The sequence below is a fragment of the Pseudomonas sp. F1_0610 genome (genome assembly GCF_047470865.1).
Taxonomy (GTDB): Bacteria; Pseudomonadota; Gammaproteobacteria; order Pseudomonadales; family Pseudomonadaceae; genus JAZDRH01.
Genome location: NZ_JAZDRH010000013.1, coordinates 60,639 through 83,911, shown reverse-complemented (window position 1 = coordinate 83,911; position 23,273 = coordinate 60,639). Strand labels below are relative to the sequence as shown.

Here is a 23,273-nt window from a genome sequence, read left to right as displayed (position 1 = left end):
TGCTTGATTCAATTTTTAAAGAACTGTGATTAAGACAACTCGTCGTCTCAATCGAGGCTGCGTATCTTACAGCAACCTAACTTAGTGTCAAGGATTATTTTAAACTTTCGTTTAACTTCTTTGTGAACTGAAAACCCTTGAAACTTCAACAAGATCAACCGTTTAACCTGCTGCCCTGTTGGTGGACGCGCATTCTACAGCACGACTGATTTATGTCAACAGCTATTTTCAAAATAGTTAAAGTTTTTTCGCTGGGCTTGGTAAAGTGCTAGGTTCGCGCTGTAGTCATACTATTTGAGGAGTAAGAATGAACACTACTGAATTTAAGATACTCAAGCTATCAGAACTAGAACGCCCTTTATTAGAAAAATTCCATAAAACCTATAAGAGTCAAATGAAGATGCCTGCTGATACTCACTTATGGGCGCTATATAAAGGTAAGGATATTATCGGTAGTGTTTGCATCACACCTACTGAAACCTTAGCGCACTGGCTCAATGCTTTATATATAGCACCTGATTTTCGCAACCAAGGCCTAGCTAGCATGCTACTTAATAAGGTATTGAGTAACTATATCCATGATGTCTGGCTATTTTGCCTGCCTGAGTTAATTCCTTTTTACGACAAAAATGGTTTTTTACGCTGCGAATTCGGGTTACCTGAATCTTTAGAGGATAAATTAACGCGCTACCAATTAACTAAACCGCTTATTTCTATGCTGCATGCGCATTCACTATGAGGTAACTTAGCAAGGTAAATTTTCAGGTTGGTTGTGCCATGTCTTTTTCTCCTAGTTTTATTGCGCTACTTGCGTTTGCTTATATGGCGGTTTTGTTTCTGATTGCGTTTTATGGTGATCGCAGGCGTATTCCGCTATCTGCACCTGTGCGCGGTACTATATATAGCTTATCGCTGGCCGTTTATTGTTCTAGTTGGACTTTTTTCGGTGCAGTAGGTCAGGCCGCTAATCAGATCTGGTCATTCCTACCTATCTATTTAGGCCCAATGCTGCTGATGCTCTTTGCACCCTGGGTCATTAAAAAGATTGTGCTTATTAGTAAGCAAGAGAATATTACTTCAATTGCTGATTTTATTGCTGCGCGCTATGGTAAGTCACAACGCCTTGCAGTCATTATTACGCTTATTTCTATCATTGGCACAATGCCATATCTCGCCTTACAGCTAAAAGGTATTGTGATGGGGGTTAATTTGCTATCAGGCAACGAGCCTAATAGCACCACCTATCAAACAGCTTTAATTGTATCTGTTGCTTTAGCACTTTTTGCAATTTTATTTGGCACTCGTAATGTTGACGTAACTGAGCATCATCGTGGATTAATGTACGCTATTGCATTTGAGTCTGTAGTAAAGCTACTGGCCTTTATTGCGATAGGATTATTTGTTGTTTTTGGCTTGTTTGATGGCGTTTTTGATCTAGTTGGTCAGGCCACCCAAGCACCACAATTACAGTCTTATTGGGAACAAACGGTTAACTGGCCAGCCATGCTAGTACAAACCTGTGTGGCCATGATGGCTATTTATACCTTACCGCGCCAATTTCACGTTGCTGTTGTTGAAAATAATCAATCACGCGATTTGCGTTTAGCGCGCTGGATATTTCCTGGCTACTTATTACTCATAGGCCTATTTGTTATCCCTATTGCCCTTGCTGGACGGCTACTACTACCTGATAACGTGATTGCCGACTCTTATGTTATTAGTATTCCTCTTGCGCAAAGCCATCCTGCACTGGCTGTAATTGCTTTTATTGGCGGTGCTTCTGCTGCTACTGGCATGGTGATTATTGCCTCTATTACGCTATCTACCATGCTCTCTAACCATTTATTGCTTCCGCTATTATTACGAGGACGTAGCACCGACAGACCCTTTGAAACCTTCCGCACCTGGATGCTTAGCATACGCCGTATCAGTATTATAATTATTATGTTGTTAGCCTATGCCAGTTACCGTTTTATTGATGAAAACACATCATTAGCTACTATTGGGCAGGTTGCTTTTGCAGCTATTACACAATTAGCCCCCGCGATGATTGGCGCACTTATTTGGAAAACTGCAAACCGCAAAGGTGTATTTTCTGGTTTGGTTGTTGGATTTAGCTTATGGCTTTATCTATTAGTACTACCGCTCACTGGTAGTAGCTTTGGTTGGTCATTAGATTCTTACCCATTAATATCATGGCTTGATAGCCAACCTTTCAACCTCCCCATTGATGCTATTACTTGGGGGGTAGCACTATCGCTCATTGGTAACTTTGCCACTTATGGCATTGTTTCTTTATTAAGTAAAACGCGCGTATCTGAACACTGGCAAGCCAACCGTTTTATTGGTCAGCATGTTGGCAATAGATCCACTCTATCTGTACAAATTAAAGATTTACTGATGCTAGCTAGCCGTTTCGTAGGCGAAGAACGTGCGCGTCAAAGTTTTATTCGCTTTGCCTATCGCAAGGGGCAAGGTTTCACGCCGACGCAAAACGCTAGCAGTGAATGGATTGCACATACAGAGCGCCTGCTAACTGGCGTACTTGGTGCATCTTCAACACGAGTGGTTGTACAAGCAGCAATTGAAGGCCGTGAAATGCAAGTTGATGATGTTGTACGCATTGTTGGCGAAGCCTCTGAAGTGCTGCAATTTAACCGAACGCTATTACAGGGTGCGATTGAAAATATTTCCCAAGGCATTAGCGTCGTTGATCGCTCTTTGCGTTTAGTGGCTTGGAATAATCAATATATAAAGCTATTTAATTACCCTGAAGGTTTGATCCAAATCGGTCGCCCTATTGCCGATATCATTCGCTATAACGCGCAAAAAGGTTTATGCGGCCCAGGCGATGTCGAAATGCACGTAAGTAAGCGTTTATTTTGGATGCGTCAAGGGACTCCGCACACCTCTGAGCGCGTATTTCCAAATGGGCGTGTGATTGAGCTGATTGGCAACCCTATGCCAGGCGGTGGTTTTGTGATGAGCTTCAGTGATATTACAGCTTTCCGCCAAGCTGAAAACGCACTTAAAGAATCCAACGAAAGCTTGGAGCAACGGGTTAGTGAGCGAACGCATGAGTTGTCTAAGGTGAATCAGCAGTTACAGCATGCCAAGCATTTAGCCGAAACTGCCAATGAGTCGAAGTCGCGTTTTTTAGCTGCCGTTAGCCATGACTTGATGCAACCTCTGAACGCTGCACGTTTGTTCTCTGCCGCTTTAGGGCATCAAGATGCTCTACCCGAAGAAGTGCGCACGCTCGTTAGAAACTTAGACAGTTCATTGCGCTCAGCAGAAGATTTAATTAGCGATTTACTGGATATATCTCGTTTAGAAGGTGGAAGAATTACCACTAATATTCATAGCTTTGCACTTAAACCTTGGCTTGAAGCTTTAGGTGCTGAGTTTTATGCACTAGCAAATGAACAAGGTATTAAATTCCGCCTGCATAATCGTGATGTAGTGGTAGAAAGCGATCCACGCCTATTGCGTCGAGTAATCCAAAACTTTCTAACCAACGCATTCCGTTATGCCAATGGCACTGTGCTGTTAGGCGTGCGTTATCGTAAAGATCATGTGCGTATTGAGGTATGGGATAGAGGGCCTGGCATTCCAGAGGACAAGCTAAAAATTATTTTTGAAGAATTCAAACGTTTAGATAGCCATGTCACGCGAGAAGAAAAAGGATTGGGGCTAGGCTTAGCTATTGCAGACGGTTTATGTAAAGTGCTTAAGCACAGCATTGAAGTAAAATCTTGGCAAGATAAAGGTAGCGTTTTTGCAGTTAAAGTACCTTTATCTACAGGTCTAGCAGCACCTGTTACTGAACAACGAAAAGTAGTGGCTAGCACTAATAATAAACTAGATGAGCTGTGCGTACTCTGTGTGGATAACGAAGACAGCATTCTAATTGGTATGCGAAGTTTATTAAGCCGCTGGGGCTGTGATGTTCATACAGCACGTAATCAGCAGGAATGCCAACAAATACTTAACACTGGCGTAATCCCAAAAATTGCTCTTGTGGACTACCATCTGGATGATGGACAAACAGGTATTGGCATTATTCAATGGCTACGCAACCAGCTAAATGCAGACTTACCTGGCGTTGTCATTAGCGCTGACGGACGCGATGAACTAAGCCAAGAAGCGCATAGCAATCAGTTGAGCTTTTTAAGCAAGCCAGTTAAACCTGCGGCCTTGCGCGCACTACTTAACGCTATAAATAAAAACTAAGTCAATCATTATCCCTAGCAAAAACACGGCTAGGGATAATAAAATTGTCGGCAAAAAAATAGGCAGCCGAAGCTGCCCGAATTGCCTTGCGTGCTCTGTAATTTGGAAGTTACTTTTGCTTATCGTTATCTTTATCAAACTTCCAAACGAAATAGGCGAATGCTCCGAGGAACGCCACCATTAACCCTACTGTTCCTATACCAGCAATAATTACGATATCGGTGTACATATATGCGCTCCCCATCAGTGTTGCATATGTTTATATAGCCTCAATGTACTGTTAATATTTTTTTAACTATTGACGCCTGTCAAAACGACCTATACTTACACTAAAATTATGGGTATTAAAAAGATAAATTAAGCCACAGCTCGCATTTTTACTAGCTAACCATTCGTCGACTAATTTGCTGTCATCTATTACTTGCCTTTTTTCTTAGACTTAGCTTTCTTCTTTTTAACTAAAGGAAACGCTTGCTCGAAGGCTTTTCGAACCTTTTGCAAGTTACTTTCATGCTTATTATGAATACGCTTAGCGCGTTCTTCATCCAATGAAATGGGTAGAGTTTCCTTATCATTCATAGCCATCACCTACCTTTCTGTTACCTATTTAAAACCAATCTAATTTAAACGTTTGGCTGAAATTACAACAAAAATACCCGAATACCGTGATCTTAGCTAACTTTTGATTTACCATATCGCGCCTTTTTTATACTTGCGGAGATTAGAATGACGCAGCAGTTTCACCCGGGGCAACGCTGGATTAGTGACAGCGAAGCTGAATTAGGATTGGGCACAGTGTTAATGTGCGATGGACAACGCTTAACTATTCTCTATCCAGCTACCGGCGAAACGCGCCTTTACTCCGTACGTAACGCGCCGTTAACCCGCGTTCGTTTTGCAGAGGGCGATGAAATCAGTCACTTTGATGGCTGGAAAATGGTCGTTGAAGATGTCAAAGATATTGATGAGCTTATTATTTATCTAGGCACAAATGAAGACGGTGAAATGATAGAGCTGCCTGAAACGCAACTCTCTAACTTCATTCAATTTCGTCTGGCAACTGACCGTCTTTTTGCTGGCCAGATTGATCGCCGCTCGTGGTTCTCATTACGCTATCGCACGCTAGAACATCGCAGCCGACAAGAGCAAAGCAGCCTTTGGGGGCTTGCTGGAGTACGCGCTCAGCCTATTTCACATCAATTACATATTGCCAAAGAAGTGGCAGATCGTATTGCTCCACGTGTGCTATTAGCTGACGAGGTAGGTTTAGGCAAAACCATTGAAGCTGGCTTAATTATTCATCGCCAGCTAATGAATGGACAAGCCGCACGCGTATTGATTATGGTTCCTGAAACCTTACAGCATCAATGGCTTGTAGAAATGCGTCGCCGTTTTAACCTGCAAGTTACCCTGTTCGATCAAGAGCGCTTCCTTGCCAGCGATGCAGAAAACCCTTTTGAGGATTGCCAGCTGGCCCTGCTAGCTACTAACTGGATTAGCCATGATCAAGAAGCTCAACACGCATTAATAAAAGCGGGCTGGGACTTATTAGTAGTAGATGAAGCTCATCACTTAACTTGGAGTCAAAACGCAGTAAGTGCTGAATATCAATTAGTTGAGCAACTTGCTGCCTGTATTTCTGGTGTTTTGCTATTAACAGCAACCCCTGAACAGCTAGGGCAAGAAAGCCACTTTGCTCGTTTACGTTTACTTGATCCACATCGTTTCCATGATCTTGAAGCCTTTAAACAAGAAAGTGAGCATTATCTACCTGTTGCTGATGCTGTTCGTGAACTGCTGGAAAAAGGCAAGCTAACACAAAAAGCACAAAAGAATATTTTGTCATTCTTAGGTAAAGATTCTGCTGAACTCGTAAAAACAGCAAGCGAAGGCGACGAAGCCGCTCGCAAACGTTTAATTCGCGAGTTAATTGATCGTCATGGCACTGGACGCTTACTGTTCCGTAATACACGCGCAGCAGTACAAGGCTTCCCTGAGCGCGATCTACATCCTGTGCCTCTAGAGATGCCGCAGGCCTACCACGAATTTAATTTAGACTACCCAGCCTCTTTATACCCTGAAGTGGCTTATGCGGAAGAGTACAGCCGTATTGAATGGTGGGAGTTTGATCCACGCGTTGACTGGCTGATTGAGAAGCTCAAAGAGTTAAAAAGAGAAAAAACTCTGGTTATTTGCGCCCATGCACAAATTGCTTTAGCGCTGGAAGAAGCTTTGCGTACACGCGAAGGTATCCCAGCTACAGTGTTCCATGAAGGTATGAGTATTATTGAGCGAGATCGCTCAGCTGCTTGGTTTGCTCAAGAAGAAGATGGCGCACATGTGCTTATCTGTTCCGAAATTGGTAGCGAAGGACGCAACTTCCAGTTTAGCCATAATCTTGTTTTGTTCGACCTACCTGCTAACCCTGATTTACTTGAGCAACGTATTGGCCGTCTTGACCGTATAGGGCAGAAACATCGTATCCAAATTCATGTACCTTACTTTTTGGACACAGCACAAGAACGCCTATTTACTTGGTATGATCAAGCGTTAAATGCCTTTACTAACACCTGCCCAACAGGTAATGCCTTGCAAGCCAGCTTTGTTGATGAACTAGCCGTCATGCTCAACTCATCATTAGATATGGCGTTAGTTGAAAAGGCGCAGCAAGCACGTTTAGAGCTAGAAGCGCAGCTACAAAAAGGCCGTGATCGTTTATTAGAATTGAACTCTAGCGGCACAGGCGAAGGCCAAGCATTAATAGATGCTATTAATGCTCAAGACCAAGACTTTGCTTTGCCTATCTATATGGAACAGCTATTTAATATTTATGGAATTGATAGCGAAGACCATTCAGAGAATGCCTTTATCTTACGTCCTGGCGAGAAGATGCTAGATGCTGACTTCCCGTTGGGCGATGACGAAGCCACTACCATTACTTATGATAGAGAGCTAGCCCTTAGCCGCGAAGACATGCAGTTCTTATCATGGGAGCACCCAATGGTCCAAGGCGGTATGGACTTAGTGCTCTCTGGCAGCATGGGAAATACCTCGGTTGTATTACTAAAAAACAAAGCTATTAAGCAAGGTACTGTATTACTAGAATTAATCTTCTTAAGTGAAGCTTTAGCGCCTAAACATTTACAACTAGGCCGTTATCTGCCTTGCAATGCATTACGTGCGCTGCTTGATAATAAAGGCAATGATATTGCTAAGCACGTTGCATTTGAAACCCTCCACGCGCAAGTGGAAAATGTTGCAAAAGCAACCGCCACCAAGTTTGTCCGCGCCCAGCAAGCTGAAATCCTCAAGCTTGTTGCCACAGCAGAAGCCAAAATGCAACCTGAACATCAAGCCCGTATTATTCAGGCTAAAGAAGCCATACAGGCTGAACTGGGTGAAGAAATTTCTCGTTTAGAAGCGCTACAACTGGTTAACCCAAGCGTGCGTGACGATGAGATTAATGCGTTAAAAACACGTCTAGCACAAGCACTAAAAGCATTAGATAGTGCTGTTCTACGCCTAGATGCAATTCGTATTCTAGTGGCCGCCTAACGTGAACAAGGACGCAATTAGCTATGAAGTACAGCCTATCGGCTATTTGCGTTCTTGCTTTAAAGAGAAATTTGCCATTCCAAGGCAGCCTGCGTTAGCCCCAGCGGCAACGGCTGAATTAACCTTAATTGCACCTTATAACCAAGCACAGAGCCTTGCTGGACTAGAGCAGGTTTCTCATGTTTGGCTGATTTTTTTATTCCACCAATCCTTAACCGACACGCCACACCTGACCGTTCGCCCACCACGTTTGGGTGGCAACCAATCTATTGGTGTTTTTGCTTCACGTGCAACTCACCGCCCTAATAATATTGGTCAATCTGTTGTTAAACTAGAACGTATAAATCAACACAGACTTTACTTTTCAGGTATTGATCTACTAGATGGCACACCCATTTTAGACATAAAGCCTTATGTACCTTACTCCGATGCTATACCTACAGCACAAAATCTCATTGCGCCAGAGCCACCTAGCCTAATAGCCGTTAGCTTTTCAACTAACGCACTAGCCCAAGCACAAGCCCATGCCAAGCGTTTACAACAACCTATTGTGGCACTGATTGAACAATGCCTAGCACAAGACCCCAAACCGGCTTATCAAAAACCTAGCCCGCAGCGTATTTATGGCGCGCTTTTTTGGGATTTAAATGTCACATGGCACTATCCCACAGCACATAGTATTCATGTTCTTTCAGTAGAGCTGGCTCACCATTAGTTCTTGGTAATTAAACACCCTAAGAAGCTTTTTCTTGATCGTTTACAGGAAGATTGTAAATAAATTACCCATTTTGCGGCATTTATTGCACACTAACTCAATCTTTTTCAGCGACAGTATTCTTTATGAGTTTTTCTTCAATTCGCCGTTTTGGCTTTGCTATTTATCGCCGTGTAATGCTGCTCTGGGTTCGCTCAGAAACCATTGATAGCTCTATATTTGAGCAGTTACAGCAAGACCCCATGGTGGTTTACGTTCTACCACAGGCCTTTACCAGTGATCTTGTTGTTCTAGACAACGAATGCCGCAAAGCACAGCTAAAATCCTTAATGGATCCGCTTAATAGCAATAATCTTGCAGTTGAAAGCCGCTATAGTTATTTGCGTGAAAAACCACAGTGGAGTGGTCGAAAAGTTAAGCCACAGGTCGCACCTATGCTTAAAAAATGGGTGCATGCAGTAGAATCTGGGCAAGTTGAAGATATAAAAGTAGTGCCTGTAAATGTTTTCTGGGGGCAATCGCCCGATAGAGAAACCAGCCCTTGGAAACTTATCTTTGCAGACAGCTGGGCTGTTACTGGCCGCTTACGTCGTTTTTTTACCATTTTATTTCTGGGGCGAAAAACACGCGTACAGTTTGCCCAGCCTATTTCTATTCGCAGCCTTGTTGAGCAAGGAAAAGGCGAAGAACGCACAGAACGCTTAATCGACCGTGTTTTACGTGTCCATTTTAAAAATACTAAAACGGCTGTGATTGGTCCTGACTTATCGCACCGTCGTACATTAGTTAAAGCCATTATTCATGAACCTGCCATTCAAAAAGCCATTGCCGAAGAAGCTCAACGAGAAAATATCAGCTTAGAAAAAGCCCAGAAAAAAGCGCTTCGCTACGCTAAAGAAATGGCATCAGATTACTCTTATATTGCTATTCGCTTTTTAGAGTTAGTACTTAGTTGGTTTTGGAATAAATTTTATGACGGCATTAACCTTAAAAATATCGAAGGGCTCAGAGAGATTGCACCTGGCCACGAAGTGATTTATGTACCCTGCCATCGCAGTCATGTAGATTATCTGCTGTTGTCTTACCTGTTATTTGCGAACGGTTTGACGCCTCCACATATTGCCGCAGGAATTAATCTAAATATGCCTGTAATAGGTGGACTTTTACGTCGAGGCGGAGCCTTTTTTATGCGCCGCACCTTTAAAGGCAATCCGTTATATACCTCTGTTTTTAATGAATATCTGCACACCTTATGCCGGCGTGGCTTTCCGGTAGAGTATTTCGTTGAAGGCGGTCGCTCTCGCACTGGTCGTACGCTCCAACCACGTACAGGCATGCTGGCTATCACGCTACAAAATTACCTACGTTCGCACCGTTTACCTCTAGTATTCGTACCTGTTTATATTGGTTATGAGCGCGTACTGGAAGGTAAAACTTACTTGGGTGAGCTACGAGGGAAATCAAAGAAAAAAGAATCTTTCTTTGATGTATTTAAAGTGCTAGCCAGTATTCGCAAACAGCGTTTTGGTAAAGTGGCGGTTAACTTTGGCGAACCTATTAAGCTCACTGAGTTTTTAAATAACCAACAACCTCAGTGGCAAGAACAAAGCTATGATGAAAACGCCCAACCAGAGTGGCTGCGCCCAACAACGCATGCTCTAGCTGAAAAAATTGCGACCAATATTAATGCAGCAGCAGCTATCAACCCAGCTAACTTAGTAGCTATGGTACTGCTATCCACTAGCCGTCTAGCGTTAGATGAAATAGCGCTCGAAAAAGTATTAGACTTATATTTAGCACTACTACGCTCAGTACCTTACTCAGACTTTTCTTCATTACCGACAGGTGATGGGCAAAGCATGATTAAGTTTGCCTTAGAGATGAAGCTAATTGCGCAACAAGAAGATGCTCTAGGGCGGATTTGCTACCTTGATGAACAGAATGCTGTTTTAATGACTTACTATCGCAACAATGTACTGCATATGTTTGCTTTACCCGGCTTAATTATGAGTTATTTTCATAGCAATTCACGCATGAGCCGTGAACAAGTCATACGCTTTACAGCCACACTCTACCCCTTCTTACGTGCTGAACTCTTTATTCGTTTTGAAAAAGAGCAACTTGAAGAAGTTATTAATCAATGGCTCAACGCTTTTCTGGAGCAAGGCATACTGTCTTTAGAAGGAGATTACTATCAGCGCCCTGCCCCTAGCTCACCACGCTATGTATTCTTAACGCTAATGGCCCGTACTATCAGTCCAACGTTACAACGCTTCTATATGTCTTTAGCGATACTGCTTAATAAAGGGCAATACCAATTAACCGCCGAAGAGCTAGAACAACTCTCTACTGTAATGGCTCAACGCCTATCTATTTTGCATGGTATTAATGCACCTGAATTTTTTGATAAGACGCTTTTCCGTCACTTTACCCAAACACTCTTTACTGAGCGTGTACTTTGGAAAAATGCTGAAAATAAAATTGGCTTTACGCGCAAGCTAAATGAATTAGTTGAAAGCGTTGCCCGCCGTGTATTACCTGCAGAAATACGCTTATCTATCCGCCAAGTGACCAATGATGAAGATGAGTTTTCACCATTAACTTAGCTAGGTTTTCTAGGAAAAAATAAAAAAGGATGCCATCAGGCATCCTTTTGTTGTTTTAGTAACGGGCATCTTTTGGTTTTTTACCGCTTGGCCAATCGTTCTCTTTGCCTTCAAAGTCAGGACGAGGCATATGCGTAAAGAATTCAGAAACATCTACTGCATCCTGATCACTCATCCAGCCGCCTTGCCCCCAAGGCTTGGTTTTACTCATCCCCATTGGCATATTGTATTTTACAAAGCTAGCCGCTTTATAAGTACGTGCTAAGCCCGCACCAATGTTAAAGGACTCATCTCCCCATAGTGGCGGAAAAATAATATCGCCTTGCTGGTCTTTTAAACCTTCGCCATTTTCGCCATGACAGCTTGCACACTGTGCTGCATAGATCTTTTTACCCCGTTCAGGATTGGGCGTTAAGCTCATATCAATAGGCCCTGCATTGACTACCTCAACAGCTTTCGCCCCCATTGGAATGCCCTCACCTAACCATTTCATATAGGCCAGCATGGCTTGCATTTCTTTGCCTTCTATAGGTAAAGGCTTACCATTCATGGAACGTCTAAAACAGCCATTAATACGTTCGGCCAGTGTCATTACTTTTTCAGAACGCGGATTAAATTGCGGAAACGAGCTATAGGTATTGATATAAGGCGCGCCATACTGCAATTTGCCTTGATCAACATGGCAACTATTGCAGTTCATCATTGCTCCTACATTATCTGGCAAGAGCCGCTTGGTTTCATTCAACAAACGCTTGCCATACAGAATTTGCTCTGCATTTTCATGCTTTAAAATGTCACTATCTTTAGGCACTTGATAACTACCAACTATATTGCCTTCCTTATCTTTAACCGTCAGTTTATCAAGTAAAAATGAATTACCTGTTTCCGCTGCAATTGCACTGGAAAGCACTAACAAAGAAACAACTGCCAAGCCTTGAGTCATGCGTTTCATTACTGTGCCTCCGGAATATAATGCTGCGGCTTATTACTTACTAACTCACGCATATGCGCAACGTCTTTAACTTCAATACTGGATGCTTTATTAGTCCAACCTGTGCGAATAAAGGTAAGAATGTTAGCGAGTTCCTGATCACTTAAATGGTCAAAACCTGGCATTACAAAAGCCATTTTATCCGCCGGTGTTTTAGGCATAGCACCGCCTTCTAGCGTTACTTGAATCAAAGAGCTAGGGTCTTCTGCAAAGACAATAGAATTACCTGCTAAAGCTGGGAAAATACGTGGTGCACCACGGCCATCCGCTCGATGACACACAACGCAGTTTTCCATGTATTCCAAAGCACCTTTGGCTGTGTAATCACCCGCTAACAAAGCAGGAGTCGTTTGATCTAACTGCACTGGCGACTGTTCACTCATGCCTTGTTTAACAGGCAATTGCTTGATGTACTCCACGATTGCCCACACATCTTCTTTATGCATATGCTGCGTGCTATGCCCAACAACATCTGCCATAGAACCAAAGGCTGCTGTGCGTTGCGTGCGACCTGTGGTTAAAAAGTCAAAGAGCTCATCTTTACTCCAAGTCGCTAAACCTGAATGCTCACCTCTTAAGCTTTTAGCATACCAGCCTTCTAAAACAGCTCCAGCAAGATAGGCATCGCCATCCGCTAAACTGCGTGATTTCTCTTGAAAGGCAATGCCCCGTGGCGTATGACAAGCGCCGCAGTGCGCCAAGCCTTCAACCAAGTATTGACCTCGTTGTACTTGTGCGGAAGCTTGTGCAATAGGCTCAAACGCTCGAGGCTGAGCAAAGGTGATTTGCCACAAGGCTAATGGCCAGCGCCAGTTAAACGGAAATGGAATAGTCGAGTCTTGGTTTTCTTGTTCAACTGCTGGAACTTGAGTCATGAAATACGCATACATCGCTTTAATTTCATCATCTTCAACAATTTGGAAAGATGGAAACGGCATCGCAGGATAAAGTGAAGTATTGTCTTTACGAATTCCCTGTCTTACCGCTCGTTCAAATTCAGCATAAGAGTATTCGCCGATACCTGTTTTTGCTGCCGGCGTAATATTGGTTGAATAAATTGCACCCATTGGCGTTTGCATTGCCAAACCACCCGCAAAAGGCTTGCCTCCAGGAACGGTGTGGCAAGCCGCACAATCCCCAGCAATCGCCGCTTGCTCACCTTTTTTAATTAACGCCGCATCCGTTAAATCAACCTCTTCATTATGCGTGGTTGCATACCAATAGGGGACAGATTTAGCGAGTGCAAAGGCGGCAACAAAACCGACTACACCTGTCACTACTAACTTCTTGAGTATTTTCATTACAACCTCAACTTACTCAGTTTCAACACGGATACCTAAATCAGCTCTAGTCGATTTAGAAATATGCTTATCGTTATTAGATATAAATATAACGGAATAATAGAAAATAACTCTATAACTTTGTGAACTAATGTGATGACCTGTGTCACTCCCTTTGAAATGACCTATTAGTCTCTCCACATCCTGTAATAAAACCTTAGGATTGATCGTATTTTTCAGCTTTTTCTGCTAATCACGCAAAGACTCACGTGTTACATGACTAATTTCCATAAAAGCTTTCGCAGTCGTCTAAATGAGGAATCAGAATAGAGATGAAAATTAGAGTTATTTTTCAGCCGTGTTTGACGAGTTTAGTTGATAAAAGCTAGCCCTAGTTTAAAGCTCAGGGCTAGCTTTTATAGTGTTTTATTTCTTTTTATAGATAAAGGTGGCTTTATCAAAGTTGTCTGCCATGCGTCCCATGTTGCCTGCTAAATCAACCAACTGTCCTACTACGCGCTGCCCAACATCGCTATCAGCGCCGCCCATGGCTTTGTTGCGTAAGTAATCTTGTTTGATTTGTTGCCAGCGTTGCGCTTGTTCCTCAGTTAATACACCACGTAGCTCTGCTAGTTTTAGTAGGTTTTCTTCTGCACCTGTGGTTAAGAGCTGTGCCTCACCACGGTAATGGTCATCTATTAACTGCTCTAGCTCTGCTTGGTTCATAACTGAAGAAATTTTCTCAGCAATTTTTGCCATGTTTCGATAAGAGCCTTGCAGCTTAAATGGCGGTTCCGTGCGGTATTCATCCGCTTGAGCTGCGCTGGCAATGTATTGCAAGTTTACTTTTAACAAAACATCACGCACTTGCATTAAGCAGCTTAAGACAGCGGTAATTTCATTTACTTCTGCACCACTGTAGCTATAACTGAGTGCATTAGTAGAAATTTCTTTTCCTTGTGCTTTATCTGCTAATAAATACAAATCTTTAAGATCACGTGTTGCTAAAGGTGCTAGCACGCTATTGGATGTTAAACAGTTTTCAATATAGCTAAGCGCGAAGGCATCTTGCATACCACCCAGCACATCGCCCAAGTTATAAATATCCGCACGGTTTGCCAACATATCTGGAATTTTAAAGACTTCGCCTGATTCGGTATAAGGGTTACCTGCCATGACTACGCAAAATTTTCGACCGCGCATGTCATAGGTTTTTGTACGACCGCGCCAAACTCCTTCTATACGGCGTGTACCGTCACATAAGGAGATAAATTTCTGTAAAAACTCAGGATGTGTATGTTGAATATCATCAACATAGAGCATTACGTTGCTGCCCATTTCCAAGGCAAGATTAAGTTTTTCTAACTCTTGGCGCGAAGTAGCATCAGGTGCTTGCACAGGGTCTAACGAACGTACTTCATGGCCTAATGCAGGACCATTAATCTTCATGAAGATTAAGCCTAAGCGATCTGCCACGTATTCCATTAATGTAGTTTTACCGTAACCTGGCGGCGAAATAAGCATTAACATGCCCATTAAATCTGAGCGTTTATTGTCGCCCACAGTGCCCATCTGCTTGGCGAGATTATCACCAATAAGTGGCAAGTAAACTTCGTTAATCAAACGGTTACGCACAAAGGAGGTCAGTGGCTGAGGCTTAAATTCATCCACCCGCAACTGTGAGCGTTCTTGCTCTAGCAACGCTTGGCGTAATTCCAAGTAACGCTGTAAGCCTGGAATAAACTCATGACGATGACGTTGTACTTGGCTAAAAAATTGATCTACAGCCAATTGCAAAACGCCATTTTGCACATTGCTATGCTCGCCTAACAAACTTTCTACAGTACTTTGAAGAGAGGTTTCGGTAAACTTATAAGCGAAATCGCTATCAATTAAGAATAAAGGCACTGCTTCTGGGATAAAACGCTGGATAGAGCCTAATGCAGGGTCATTTTCAACCATAGCTTGCAGCCAGCTTTCGACCAACGACCAGCGCGCATCTGGACGCCCACGCAAGCGCTCAAGCGCTTGTTTAAAGGTATCCCACATATGCGCTGTGCTCATTCGCTGTTTTAAACTATTAAACAGCTCTCGAGCATATTTACTAAACTCAAAACCTATGTGTTCTTGGCACAGCTCTTCAACTAGATATTGCGCAGCTAACAAGCGATTGCTTTCATTCACTGCAATATTATGCACAGATAAAAACTGCGCCATAGCCTGATTCACTTCTTCGCTAAGCTGCTGCAAACCCTTTGCGCTGCCAAATAATTGACGAATATTAGCACTCGTACGTGCGCGCTCTGGCCAGTGTTCTGCTTGCACATCGTTGCGCCAGCGATTCCAAAAGAAAGTAGCAAAACCACGTACTTGCGGTGGGTAGCGTAGCAAGTAAGCATTTTCACGCAATGGAATCAGTGCCGTTAAAATCAAAGCGGCATCATGATCATGAATACCTTTTTGATAACCCTCTTTATAACGTGGCGTCATAAAGTCCCGCACCAACTTAGTCAGCTCATCTGGTTTGCTCAGAAGATTTTTCAATTCATCTAAGGTAAAGCCATGCCCTGCATCGGCTGCTTCAAGTACCAATGCCGCTAAATACTCTGCACGATAGACTTGCTCCGACTCCGACTCTAAACCTGTCTGCCAATACGCGCGTAATTGTTCTAGCTCTTGATGCTTAAGCGGCTCAAGAAAGTCTGTACCTGTCAGATGAAAATACAGCTCATCACCCCGTGGTAGCAGCGTTAAATCTAACTCTTGTGTGTTAACACTAAAACGGTGACGAGGGCCCAGCTTAATAACATTGCCCCCCTCTTCAAATAAATCAGACTTGTCTCGCAATGAGCGCACTGATTTATCACGCGCTGCTTTTAAACGTGCTTCAATATCATCTGCTTTGACATTGTCATGTAAATCACGTAAACGCGCACTGAGCTCACGTAATTTTAAAATCAGCGGATCTGCTGCAAAAAACGCATTGAGTTCATCAGCGTTTTCAATACGCACCGTGCGCCGCTGTACACTTTCTAAAATACGGACAGCAGCATCTTGCAAGCTTTGTGCACGACGTTGACGTTCATCTAATAACGATTGTTTATGACTTTGGAAGCTTTCTAGCAGCTCTTCACGCTTGCTTAGAATGTCATTTAAGAACTCATCATGATCGCCAAATTGGCTTTCCAATTCTTCAAGCTGCACGAGTAAACGTGACAGCTGCTCATCACAGGATTCAGGGTCACGCGCCATGCCCAACGCATTGGTAATGCTTTGGCTAAATAACTTAAATTGCGCACCAAACTGAGCAACAGTTTCCGCGCTACCTAAATTACGTCGACGTTGCTGCGCTCGCGCTTTAGCTTGGTTAAGCAGCACATAGATTTCTGAGATAGCTTCTACAATGGCGGTACGCTGAGTAGCGTCATCTATTTTTAATGATGCCATTAAGCTAGATAGCATATCCAAGTCGCTACCCATGCTATCCATAGCCATTACAGGTTCTGCCAGTTGCGCCACTGTGGTCGCCGCTTGCGCTTGTTGGTCAAGCTTTTCTAATTGGTCTGTAAATGGGCGTAATGCTTGATCGCTAATTAAAAACGCAGCGGTGCGCTGTGCCGTTTGCTCATACAGCTCAAGCAACTGCTGCCCCATTTCATCAATACGCGCCACGTCAATATAGCGGTAGTCACGAATGGTGAGTAATGCACCGCGGCGTTTAGTGATACTTTGCAATGCATCTACATAGTTCTGCACGTGATCCCAGTCGGTAATAGAGATTTCACGTAATAATTCTTTTTGCTGTTGCTCAGCCGCCTGCATGGCTTGAGCTGACTGTTGACGAATACTTTCTACTTTTTCGTATTCATCCAGTACCAGTTCACTGGTTTGTACAATTTCACGAATAACAGGTGCAATATCGGCGCAATGGCTGTCATTTAGCCAATGATAGCTATCAAATAAACGACGACTGTCTTGGCTCAGCTGTTGATAACGAGAGATAGAAACTTGGTCATTATTAATTTCTCGCGCTAAGTTATATAAATCAGATATGCCACGTACTAACTCAGCATTCCCTAAACGCCCATAAAAGCTATTTTTAGCCGGTTGACTCGCCGCATATTCTTCACTGCAAAAAGGAGTAGACCATACCTGCATCGGGTGAACACGTGTCGCTTCACTGCCTTCGGCAAAAAAGATCACCATACGCCCATCAGGGAAACGTGCTTGTCCATGCCCAAATATAGGATTCTGTAGTTGGCGGCTAATCATGTTGTAGGTAAAAAGTGCGGTTCTACCTTCTTCTGGATGATAAAACACATATTGCACATCTTCGCCATTAGGTGAGCGTAAAACTCGCTTAAAGCGCATACCCTCCATTGGCTGTTCAAACTTTTTATAATCACCATTTTGTAAGTAATACCCACCTGGAAAGATCAAACCATGATCTTCTGGCAGCTGACGACAAGAAATACCTATTTCATCAATGCGCTCAACCTTTTCAGTTAAGGTATTAAAAATCAAATAACGCCATTGCTCTTCACGGTACGGCAAAATTCTTAACAGAATTAAGCCGCCTAACTGTGCATATTCAACCTGTGCATCATCTAAGGATTGGCTTTTATCAATGACAGGCTCGCTATAAATACCCTGCCCACTTTGCGTATTATTTTCTACTTTAACGGTTAAATCACCGCCTACCGTTTCAACAAAAACTGTGTCCAAAATATTGATATGTGGATGACGGCCTTGTACCACCATTTCCCGCGTAGTTTTTTGCCATTCAAAATCAAAAGGTGTTGGTAATGCTAAGTCGCGTTCACCTCGATTATCTAAATAGGTAATGGTTTTGCCATCTGCTGAAATTTCCCAGCGAAATACCCGTCTATCGGTAATACGCTCGCCAATTTGAAAGCCGGCTAGTAGCTTGCCATCACGTACTGTTAGCTCAATTAGACGTGTATTTTTGTAATAGGTATATAGCTCGTCAAAATCATTTTTAAACGACGTGCTGTCTAAAAAACTGCCTGCCAAAGGCACGCTTTCGACATCATAACCTTGTTCATTTTCGACTAAACGATATAGGGAAAAAACATCCGCTAATTGGGTTTCTTTACGTAAGCCAAAGAATACGTTATAGCCAAATACGAGTAGCCCAGCGACACTGACAATATCACGGGCTAAACAGTTATTTTCGGTATGAATACGGACACGCCCTATGACCTCCATTTGGCTTGAGCCAAACTCGTTTAGGCGTGCTGTATTTAAACGTTCAGTCGCAGCCTGCAAACTACTGCCCTGTTCGTGCAATCGGCGCTTGAGCACTTCATAGGCTCCGCCCTGTGCGACAGCTTGATCTAATACGTGTTGTTCGCGTGCTGCGTCCTGAACTTCAGCCATTACCTTTCCCTATCTTTGCTTAGTTTTGCTCATCATTGTTGCTAGGTGCTGCTTTCGCTGGAGTATTAGCGCGAGCTAAAACGCTTTGCAAAATGTTCTGCACCACCGGGCTTTTGCCTACAACGCCCTCAATGGCTTTACCTACAGATAAGGATTTAGCAAATGAATTGAAGAAGTCGCCTTCTCCCCCCACAATTTCAATTTTCGCTTTAGATAAGGCAGCTGATAGCACTTCAGCTTGTTCACGTGCAATTTCTTTATTAGCTGCAATTTCAGCCATAGCTTGATCAAAGCCTTTTTCTAATTGCATACGGAACTCTTCATGCGCACGTGCCGTATCACCTAGGCCATTTAAGGCATTGAACTTGTCTTGTAAGCCGTCGGCTTCAGCTTTGAAACGCTCGCGTAATACTTCGGCGTCAACCAAACCAATATCGCGATTGGCTTTGGCTTTCGATGAACCTAACTGTTCTTCACCACGTGCCTGAGCCGTTAATTTCTCTTCCAGCACTTTAGCTTCTGCCAAGCCATTTTTCTCTTTCGCTTGTGCATGGGCTTCAGTAATACGGGCTTGTGCCAAGCCTTGCTCTTCATCTCCACGAGCTTGAGCCGTCATAACTTCAACTTTGACTTTAGCTTGCGCCATACCTTCTTTTTCTAAAGCAGCAGCTTGCACTTCACGTACACGAGCATCCGCTAACCCAGGTGCTGCGCGCTCAGCTTGAATACCTTCGGCCAAACGAATTTTCGCTTCTGCTTGTTTGGCCGCTGCTTCAAGGTCAGCCTGCGCCATGGTATTGACTTCAACTGCTTTATGTTTAGCTGTGGCTTCATCCGCTTCTGCTTGTTTAACCTGACGAACGAGTTCCTGTTCAGCTTGAGCTTGTGCATTTAATACAGTGACCTGTTTTAAACGCTCTGCCTCAGATACTTCACGCACTTCTTTAATACGTTCTTCTTCTTGCGCAACAGTTTTCTCAACGGCTACACGCTCACGAATAACGCTAGCAATATTTTTGCGCTCTTCTTCTAAGGCTTTTTCTTTTTCAATACGCTGTAATTCTACTTCACGTTCACGAGAAACAACTTCTAACTCACGGGCACGATTGACTTTTTCAATTTCAATTGCCACAGCACGTTCACGGTTTTGCTCAGCTACTTCTACTTCACGCAAACGATTTTCTTCACGCACTTCTAACTCTTGTGCTGTTTGAATACGTGCCATCTCAGATTTTAAACGTTCTTCTTCACGTACTTTTTCGGTCTCTGCTTGTTCGCGAGCACGAATAGTTTCAATTTCACGCTGCTGACGTGCTTCCGCATCTGCTTGTTGTCGCTCAAGCTCTAAAGTAGCTTCACGCGTTTCAACGTTCTTTTTCTTGATAGCTAACTCTTCATTACGCTCAAGTTCGTTAGTAATAACGTTTTGCGTAGCCGTTAATTCAGTAATCTTACGAATACCCTCAGCATCCAAAATATTAAATGGATCTAATGAGGCTTTCGGCGTTTGTTCAAGATAGTCAATCGCAACGTCTTCTAGCGCATAACCATTAAGGTCATTACCTATAACTTCAATAATACGATCACGGAAGTTTTGACGCTCTTCAAACAAGTGCACAAAATCAAATTGTTTACCCACTGTTTTTAACGCTTCTGAAAACTTAGCGTTAAATAGCTCATTAACTGCAATACGATCAGAGGCACGATCTACGCCAATAGCTTTAGCTACTTTTAACACATCTTCTTGGGTTTCATTTACGCGCAAATAAAAAGCAACTGTAATATCAGCACGTAAGTTGTCACGACAAATCAAACCATCTTTACCACGACGATCAACTTCCAGTGTTAATAAAGAGATTTTCATAAACTCTTTTTTGTAAATCACTGGGTAAACTAAAGCACCTGTAAAGTGCACTTTAGGCATTGAAGACATATCATTGACAATCAAAGCCGTACCTTGTGGCACTTTGATATAGAAGGCTTTAAATAATGCAAAAAAGCCAATAATGACTAAGAAGAAAAGACCTATTCCAATTAGGAAAGGCATTAAGGTAGCCATACTCATGCGTTGCGTGCTCCTTGTATCCCATTAATAATTTTTGCCATATTGGCAAGAGTTAAATATATAAGGGCTAAGCCCTTTGTCATTTTCCTTGATGACCTAGCACACATTAACACCTGCTAACGGGCTGATCGAGAATATCTAGTTGAGAGAGTGCCAAACCACCTCAAAGTCACACTTTGTCATGATCCAGAAAACTCACTCTCACTAACAATGTAGTACACATGCTGATCAGCGATATATTCAATTAGCACAACACGATCACCACGTTTAAAGCTATTAGGCTCTTTAGCTCTTACTTTAAGCAGCAAACCAGCACCACCATCTTCTAGTAACGCCTCACCAAAAGAAGGAGTAACCTTACCACTACGTAAAACTGCAGTGCGCCCTAAAATAGTTGGATGGCTATTCATAGATTTGGCTTTACGAAAGAATGATCCTAACGGGCGGCAAATTACAACAGTGCAAAACATAGCCACAAAAAGTGCGCCTATTAAAACAACTATACCTATCGGATAAACAAACCAGCCTAAAGGCAAGTGATTGAGCAATAGCAATTGCACAAAATAACCTACCAACCAAGCAAAAAAGAATAAAACAGTAAGAAGAAGAGTAATTGGAATCCCAACCAAGCCTAAGCGCATTAATAAACCAGCAAAGGCTTCTAATGCTCCTTCAAGCTTACCCTGTACGACACCATCAATTTCCATATCGAAGTCCAGCACATCGACTTCAACTATCCCTAATGCTGCAATCAACCAATAAACAATGGCAATACACAGCAAAAAGGTAAGCACGATAACGGGAAACTGCATGATGGTATTAAAGAATAGCTCCATCAGCGAGGGACTCCTGTAGTTAAGGGCGGCTACTTAACTTAATAAGTAGCCGCTATTTCCCATAATTTATTCTTGGACTGCTCTGGCTTTCAAACGTTCCAAAATAGCATTAGCGCTATTAGTATCTGCTGAAATCCCTGCATCACGCAGTTTTTTCTGAAGCTGAGCATCCGCATCTTCAAGCTCAACAATTTCTTGGCTGGCTTCTAACTTTGCACTACGCTCAGCTTGTTTTTGCTTGATTCGCTCTAATGACTCTAACGCAGTATGCAGTTTTGCTTGAGAGCCACCTTGACGCGTAGCAACAGCTACTTGTGCTTTTTGCACTGTTTCCGTCGCTTTTAGCGTATCTACTTGCTGTTTAAGGCGCTTGATATTGCTTTGCGCCTGCTGCACAGAATGGCGCAATTGTTCTACGCTACGTGCATAAGCTTCCTTTTGCTCTTTATCTTCCTTCATGCTTGATTCTAGCAAGGCTATTTTTTCGGCAACTTCCAGCGCCAGTGTTTCATTACCCGATTCCAGTGCTTTAACTGCGTACTCTTCATACTCAGAAACTTTTGCTTGGCTTTTATTAGCACGATCTACAGCTAACTTATGTTTAGCCATGATCTCGGCTAGCGCTTCACGGGCTTTTTTTAACTCTTCATCAGCATCACGAATTTCTTGATCTAAAATACGCATTGCTTGGCTATCAACCATAGCTTCGCCTAACTCATTGGCGCCGCCACGAAGAGCGGTCATTAATTTGCTCCATACGTTCATAGGTTACTCCTTGCAATTAGCTGATTGCTGGTAAAAAAGATTCAAACGCTGCTGTAGCTTTCATAACATTGTCGGCTAGTACTTCAAGCTCTAATACAACATTTTCAATTTTAGATGTAGCGCTGAGTGCACCGTACATGATGTAGCACTCTTCACCATCTGGCAGTATCTCTAAACCTATACTGGATAATGGGAAAAATTTATGGCTGCGCAATACTTCTTCATGAAACTTAGGTTTATCCGCAATATCACTAGCCGGCCACAAAACTACTTCGGCAATAATTTGCTCACCCATGATGGCGATAAAAATAGGTAGATCGCCATATTCTCGCATAACCACATGCAGACTAGGTTCAACCCCATCAATAACCTCTACTTGCACTGCATTACTTTGCACAAGTGAAGTTGCACTTAACGCCTGATGCAACTGTGAAATTGTCCATACTGAGTTAGGCATAACCTCTATTCCCTCTTCGGTTGCGGCAAGCGCTGTCGTAATAGAGTGACGTAACTTGCGTTCAATGTAGTTCAATTGCGCAGCATTTTCAGGCAAGATCCATACTTCTTTTTTGACTAAACCCTGCTCACGTAAACGCTGACGAAACTGACGCTGATAATAGGCTGATGATTTCTTGTCCATAAGCACAAACTACATCCTTACATGTAAAAAGTAAACACTTACATGTGATATTTTTAATTAACCATTTATTTACAAGGTTTTACCAAACTCGCGGGCACCTAAAAATACTGATAGAATCACGGCCCTTTAAAATGGGTATACCCATAGAAGTAAATAGACTAGCGCCATATTAGTTATTTTCACTAAG

General features: G+C 42.9%; 13 protein-coding genes and 1 pseudogene. 5 read left to right on the top strand and 9 right to left on the bottom strand.

What is annotated here, in order from left to right:
• Positions 1–307 precede the first annotated feature (307 nt).
• Positions 308–739 (top strand): GNAT family N-acetyltransferase, encoded by a 432-nt coding sequence (locus tag VQ643_RS09090; RefSeq protein WP_414199408.1) that lies wholly within the window; start codon positions 308–310, stop codon positions 737–739.
• Positions 740–777: 38 nt separating this feature from the next.
• Entirely contained in the window at positions 778–4,233 is a 3,456-nt protein-coding gene (locus VQ643_RS09085; protein WP_414199406.1) for a NahK/ErcS family hybrid sensor histidine kinase/response regulator, read from the top strand.
• 109 nt (positions 4,234–4,342) lie between these two features.
• Here VQ643_RS09085 and ccoM read toward each other — a convergent pair whose 3' ends face one another.
• Positions 4,343–4,462 (bottom strand): cytochrome c oxidase subunit CcoM, encoded by a 120-nt coding sequence (gene ccoM / locus VQ643_RS09080; RefSeq protein WP_414199405.1) that lies wholly within the window; start codon positions 4,460–4,462, stop codon positions 4,343–4,345.
• A 188-nt stretch (positions 4,463–4,650) separates the two neighbouring features.
• Positions 4,651–4,812: a hypothetical protein gene (locus tag VQ643_RS09075; protein ID WP_414199403.1), complete on the bottom strand. Its 162-nt coding sequence runs from the start codon at positions 4,810–4,812 to the stop codon at positions 4,651–4,653.
• Between the two features lie 147 nt (positions 4,813–4,959).
• Here VQ643_RS09075 and rapA point away from each other — a divergent pair, with 147 nt between their 5' ends.
• The 3 genes from rapA (at position 4,960) to plsB (ending at position 11,109) form a co-directional block, all read left to right on the top strand.
• The gene (rapA, locus tag VQ643_RS09070) at positions 4,960–7,788 is read left to right on the top strand and encodes an RNA polymerase-associated protein RapA (RefSeq protein ID WP_414199402.1); all 2,829 of its coding nucleotides are present in this window, start codon (positions 4,960–4,962) and stop codon (positions 7,786–7,788) included.
• Positions 7,789–7,804: 16 nt separating this feature from the next.
• Positions 7,805–8,503, top strand: a complete 699-nt coding sequence (gene tsaA, locus VQ643_RS09065) for a tRNA (N6-threonylcarbamoyladenosine(37)-N6)-methyltransferase TrmO (protein ID WP_414199411.1) — start codon at positions 7,805–7,807, stop codon at positions 8,501–8,503.
• Positions 8,504–8,628: 125 nt separating this feature from the next.
• Positions 8,629–11,109 (top strand): glycerol-3-phosphate 1-O-acyltransferase PlsB, encoded by a 2,481-nt coding sequence (plsB, locus tag VQ643_RS09060; RefSeq protein ID WP_414199400.1) that lies wholly within the window; start codon positions 8,629–8,631, stop codon positions 11,107–11,109.
• Between the two features lie 55 nt (positions 11,110–11,164).
• Here the strand turns inward: plsB and VQ643_RS09055 are convergent, their stop codons facing one another.
• From VQ643_RS09055 to VQ643_RS09025, 7 genes and pseudogenes are all read right to left on the bottom strand, one after another.
• Complete coding sequence (locus VQ643_RS09055) at positions 11,165–12,061, bottom strand: c-type cytochrome (RefSeq protein ID WP_414199398.1); 897 nt, start codon at positions 12,059–12,061, stop codon at positions 11,165–11,167.
• Complete coding sequence (locus tag VQ643_RS09050; protein ID WP_414199397.1) at positions 12,061–13,401, bottom strand: cytochrome c; 1,341 nt, start codon at positions 13,399–13,401, stop codon at positions 12,061–12,063. The genes VQ643_RS09055 and VQ643_RS09050 overlap by 1 nt, the downstream gene beginning before the upstream one ends.
• Before the next feature lie 447 nt (positions 13,402–13,848).
• Positions 13,849–18,780, bottom strand: a pseudogene (locus VQ643_RS09045) (DNA repair ATPase); the annotation flags it as partial.
• A gap of 19 nt (positions 18,781–18,799) precedes the next feature.
• Positions 18,800–20,845: a hypothetical protein gene (locus tag VQ643_RS09040; protein ID WP_414199395.1), complete on the bottom strand. Its 2,046-nt coding sequence runs from the start codon at positions 20,843–20,845 to the stop codon at positions 18,800–18,802.
• A gap of 179 nt (positions 20,846–21,024) precedes the next feature.
• A complete protein-coding gene (locus VQ643_RS09035; RefSeq protein WP_414199393.1) occupies positions 21,025–21,681 on the bottom strand; it encodes a hypothetical protein in 657 nt (218 codons plus the stop codon).
• A 66-nt stretch (positions 21,682–21,747) separates the two neighbouring features.
• Complete coding sequence (locus VQ643_RS09030) at positions 21,748–22,446, bottom strand: PspA/IM30 family protein (RefSeq protein ID WP_414199391.1); 699 nt, start codon at positions 22,444–22,446, stop codon at positions 21,748–21,750.
• A gap of 16 nt (positions 22,447–22,462) precedes the next feature.
• Complete coding sequence (locus VQ643_RS09025; protein WP_414199390.1) at positions 22,463–23,086, bottom strand: YjfI family protein; 624 nt, start codon at positions 23,084–23,086, stop codon at positions 22,463–22,465.
• Between the last annotated feature and the right edge of the window lie 187 nt (positions 23,087–23,273).

Bases quoted from the DNA above. Each gene is read 5' to 3' on its own strand.
- VQ643_RS09090 (WP_414199408.1), top strand. From the start codon at position 308: ATGAACACTACTGAATTTAAGATACTCAAGCTATCAGAACTAGAACGC.
- VQ643_RS09085 (WP_414199406.1), top strand. From the start codon at position 778: ATGTCTTTTTCTCCTAGTTTTATTGCGCTACTTGCGTTTGCTTATATG.
- VQ643_RS09025 (WP_414199390.1), bottom strand. From the start codon at position 23,086: ATGGACAAGAAATCATCAGCCTATTATCAGCGTCAGTTTCGTCAGCGT.
- plsB (WP_414199400.1), top strand. From the start codon at position 8,629: ATGAGTTTTTCTTCAATTCGCCGTTTTGGCTTTGCTATTTATCGCCGT.
- ccoM (WP_414199405.1), bottom strand. From the start codon at position 4,462: ATGTACACCGATATCGTAATTATTGCTGGTATAGGAACAGTAGGGTTA.
- VQ643_RS09050 (WP_414199397.1), bottom strand. From the start codon at position 13,401: ATGAAAATACTCAAGAAGTTAGTAGTGACAGGTGTAGTCGGTTTTGTT.
- VQ643_RS09055 (WP_414199398.1), bottom strand. From the start codon at position 12,061: ATGAAACGCATGACTCAAGGCTTGGCAGTTGTTTCTTTGTTAGTGCTT.
- VQ643_RS09030 (WP_414199391.1), bottom strand. From the start codon at position 22,446: ATGAACGTATGGAGCAAATTAATGACCGCTCTTCGTGGCGGCGCCAAT.
- VQ643_RS09035 (WP_414199393.1), bottom strand. From the start codon at position 21,681: ATGGAGCTATTCTTTAATACCATCATGCAGTTTCCCGTTATCGTGCTT.
- VQ643_RS09040 (WP_414199395.1), bottom strand. From the start codon at position 20,845: ATGAGTATGGCTACCTTAATGCCTTTCCTAATTGGAATAGGTCTTTTC.
- VQ643_RS09075 (WP_414199403.1), bottom strand. From the start codon at position 4,812: ATGAATGATAAGGAAACTCTACCCATTTCATTGGATGAAGAACGCGCT.
- rapA (WP_414199402.1), top strand. From the start codon at position 4,960: ATGACGCAGCAGTTTCACCCGGGGCAACGCTGGATTAGTGACAGCGAA.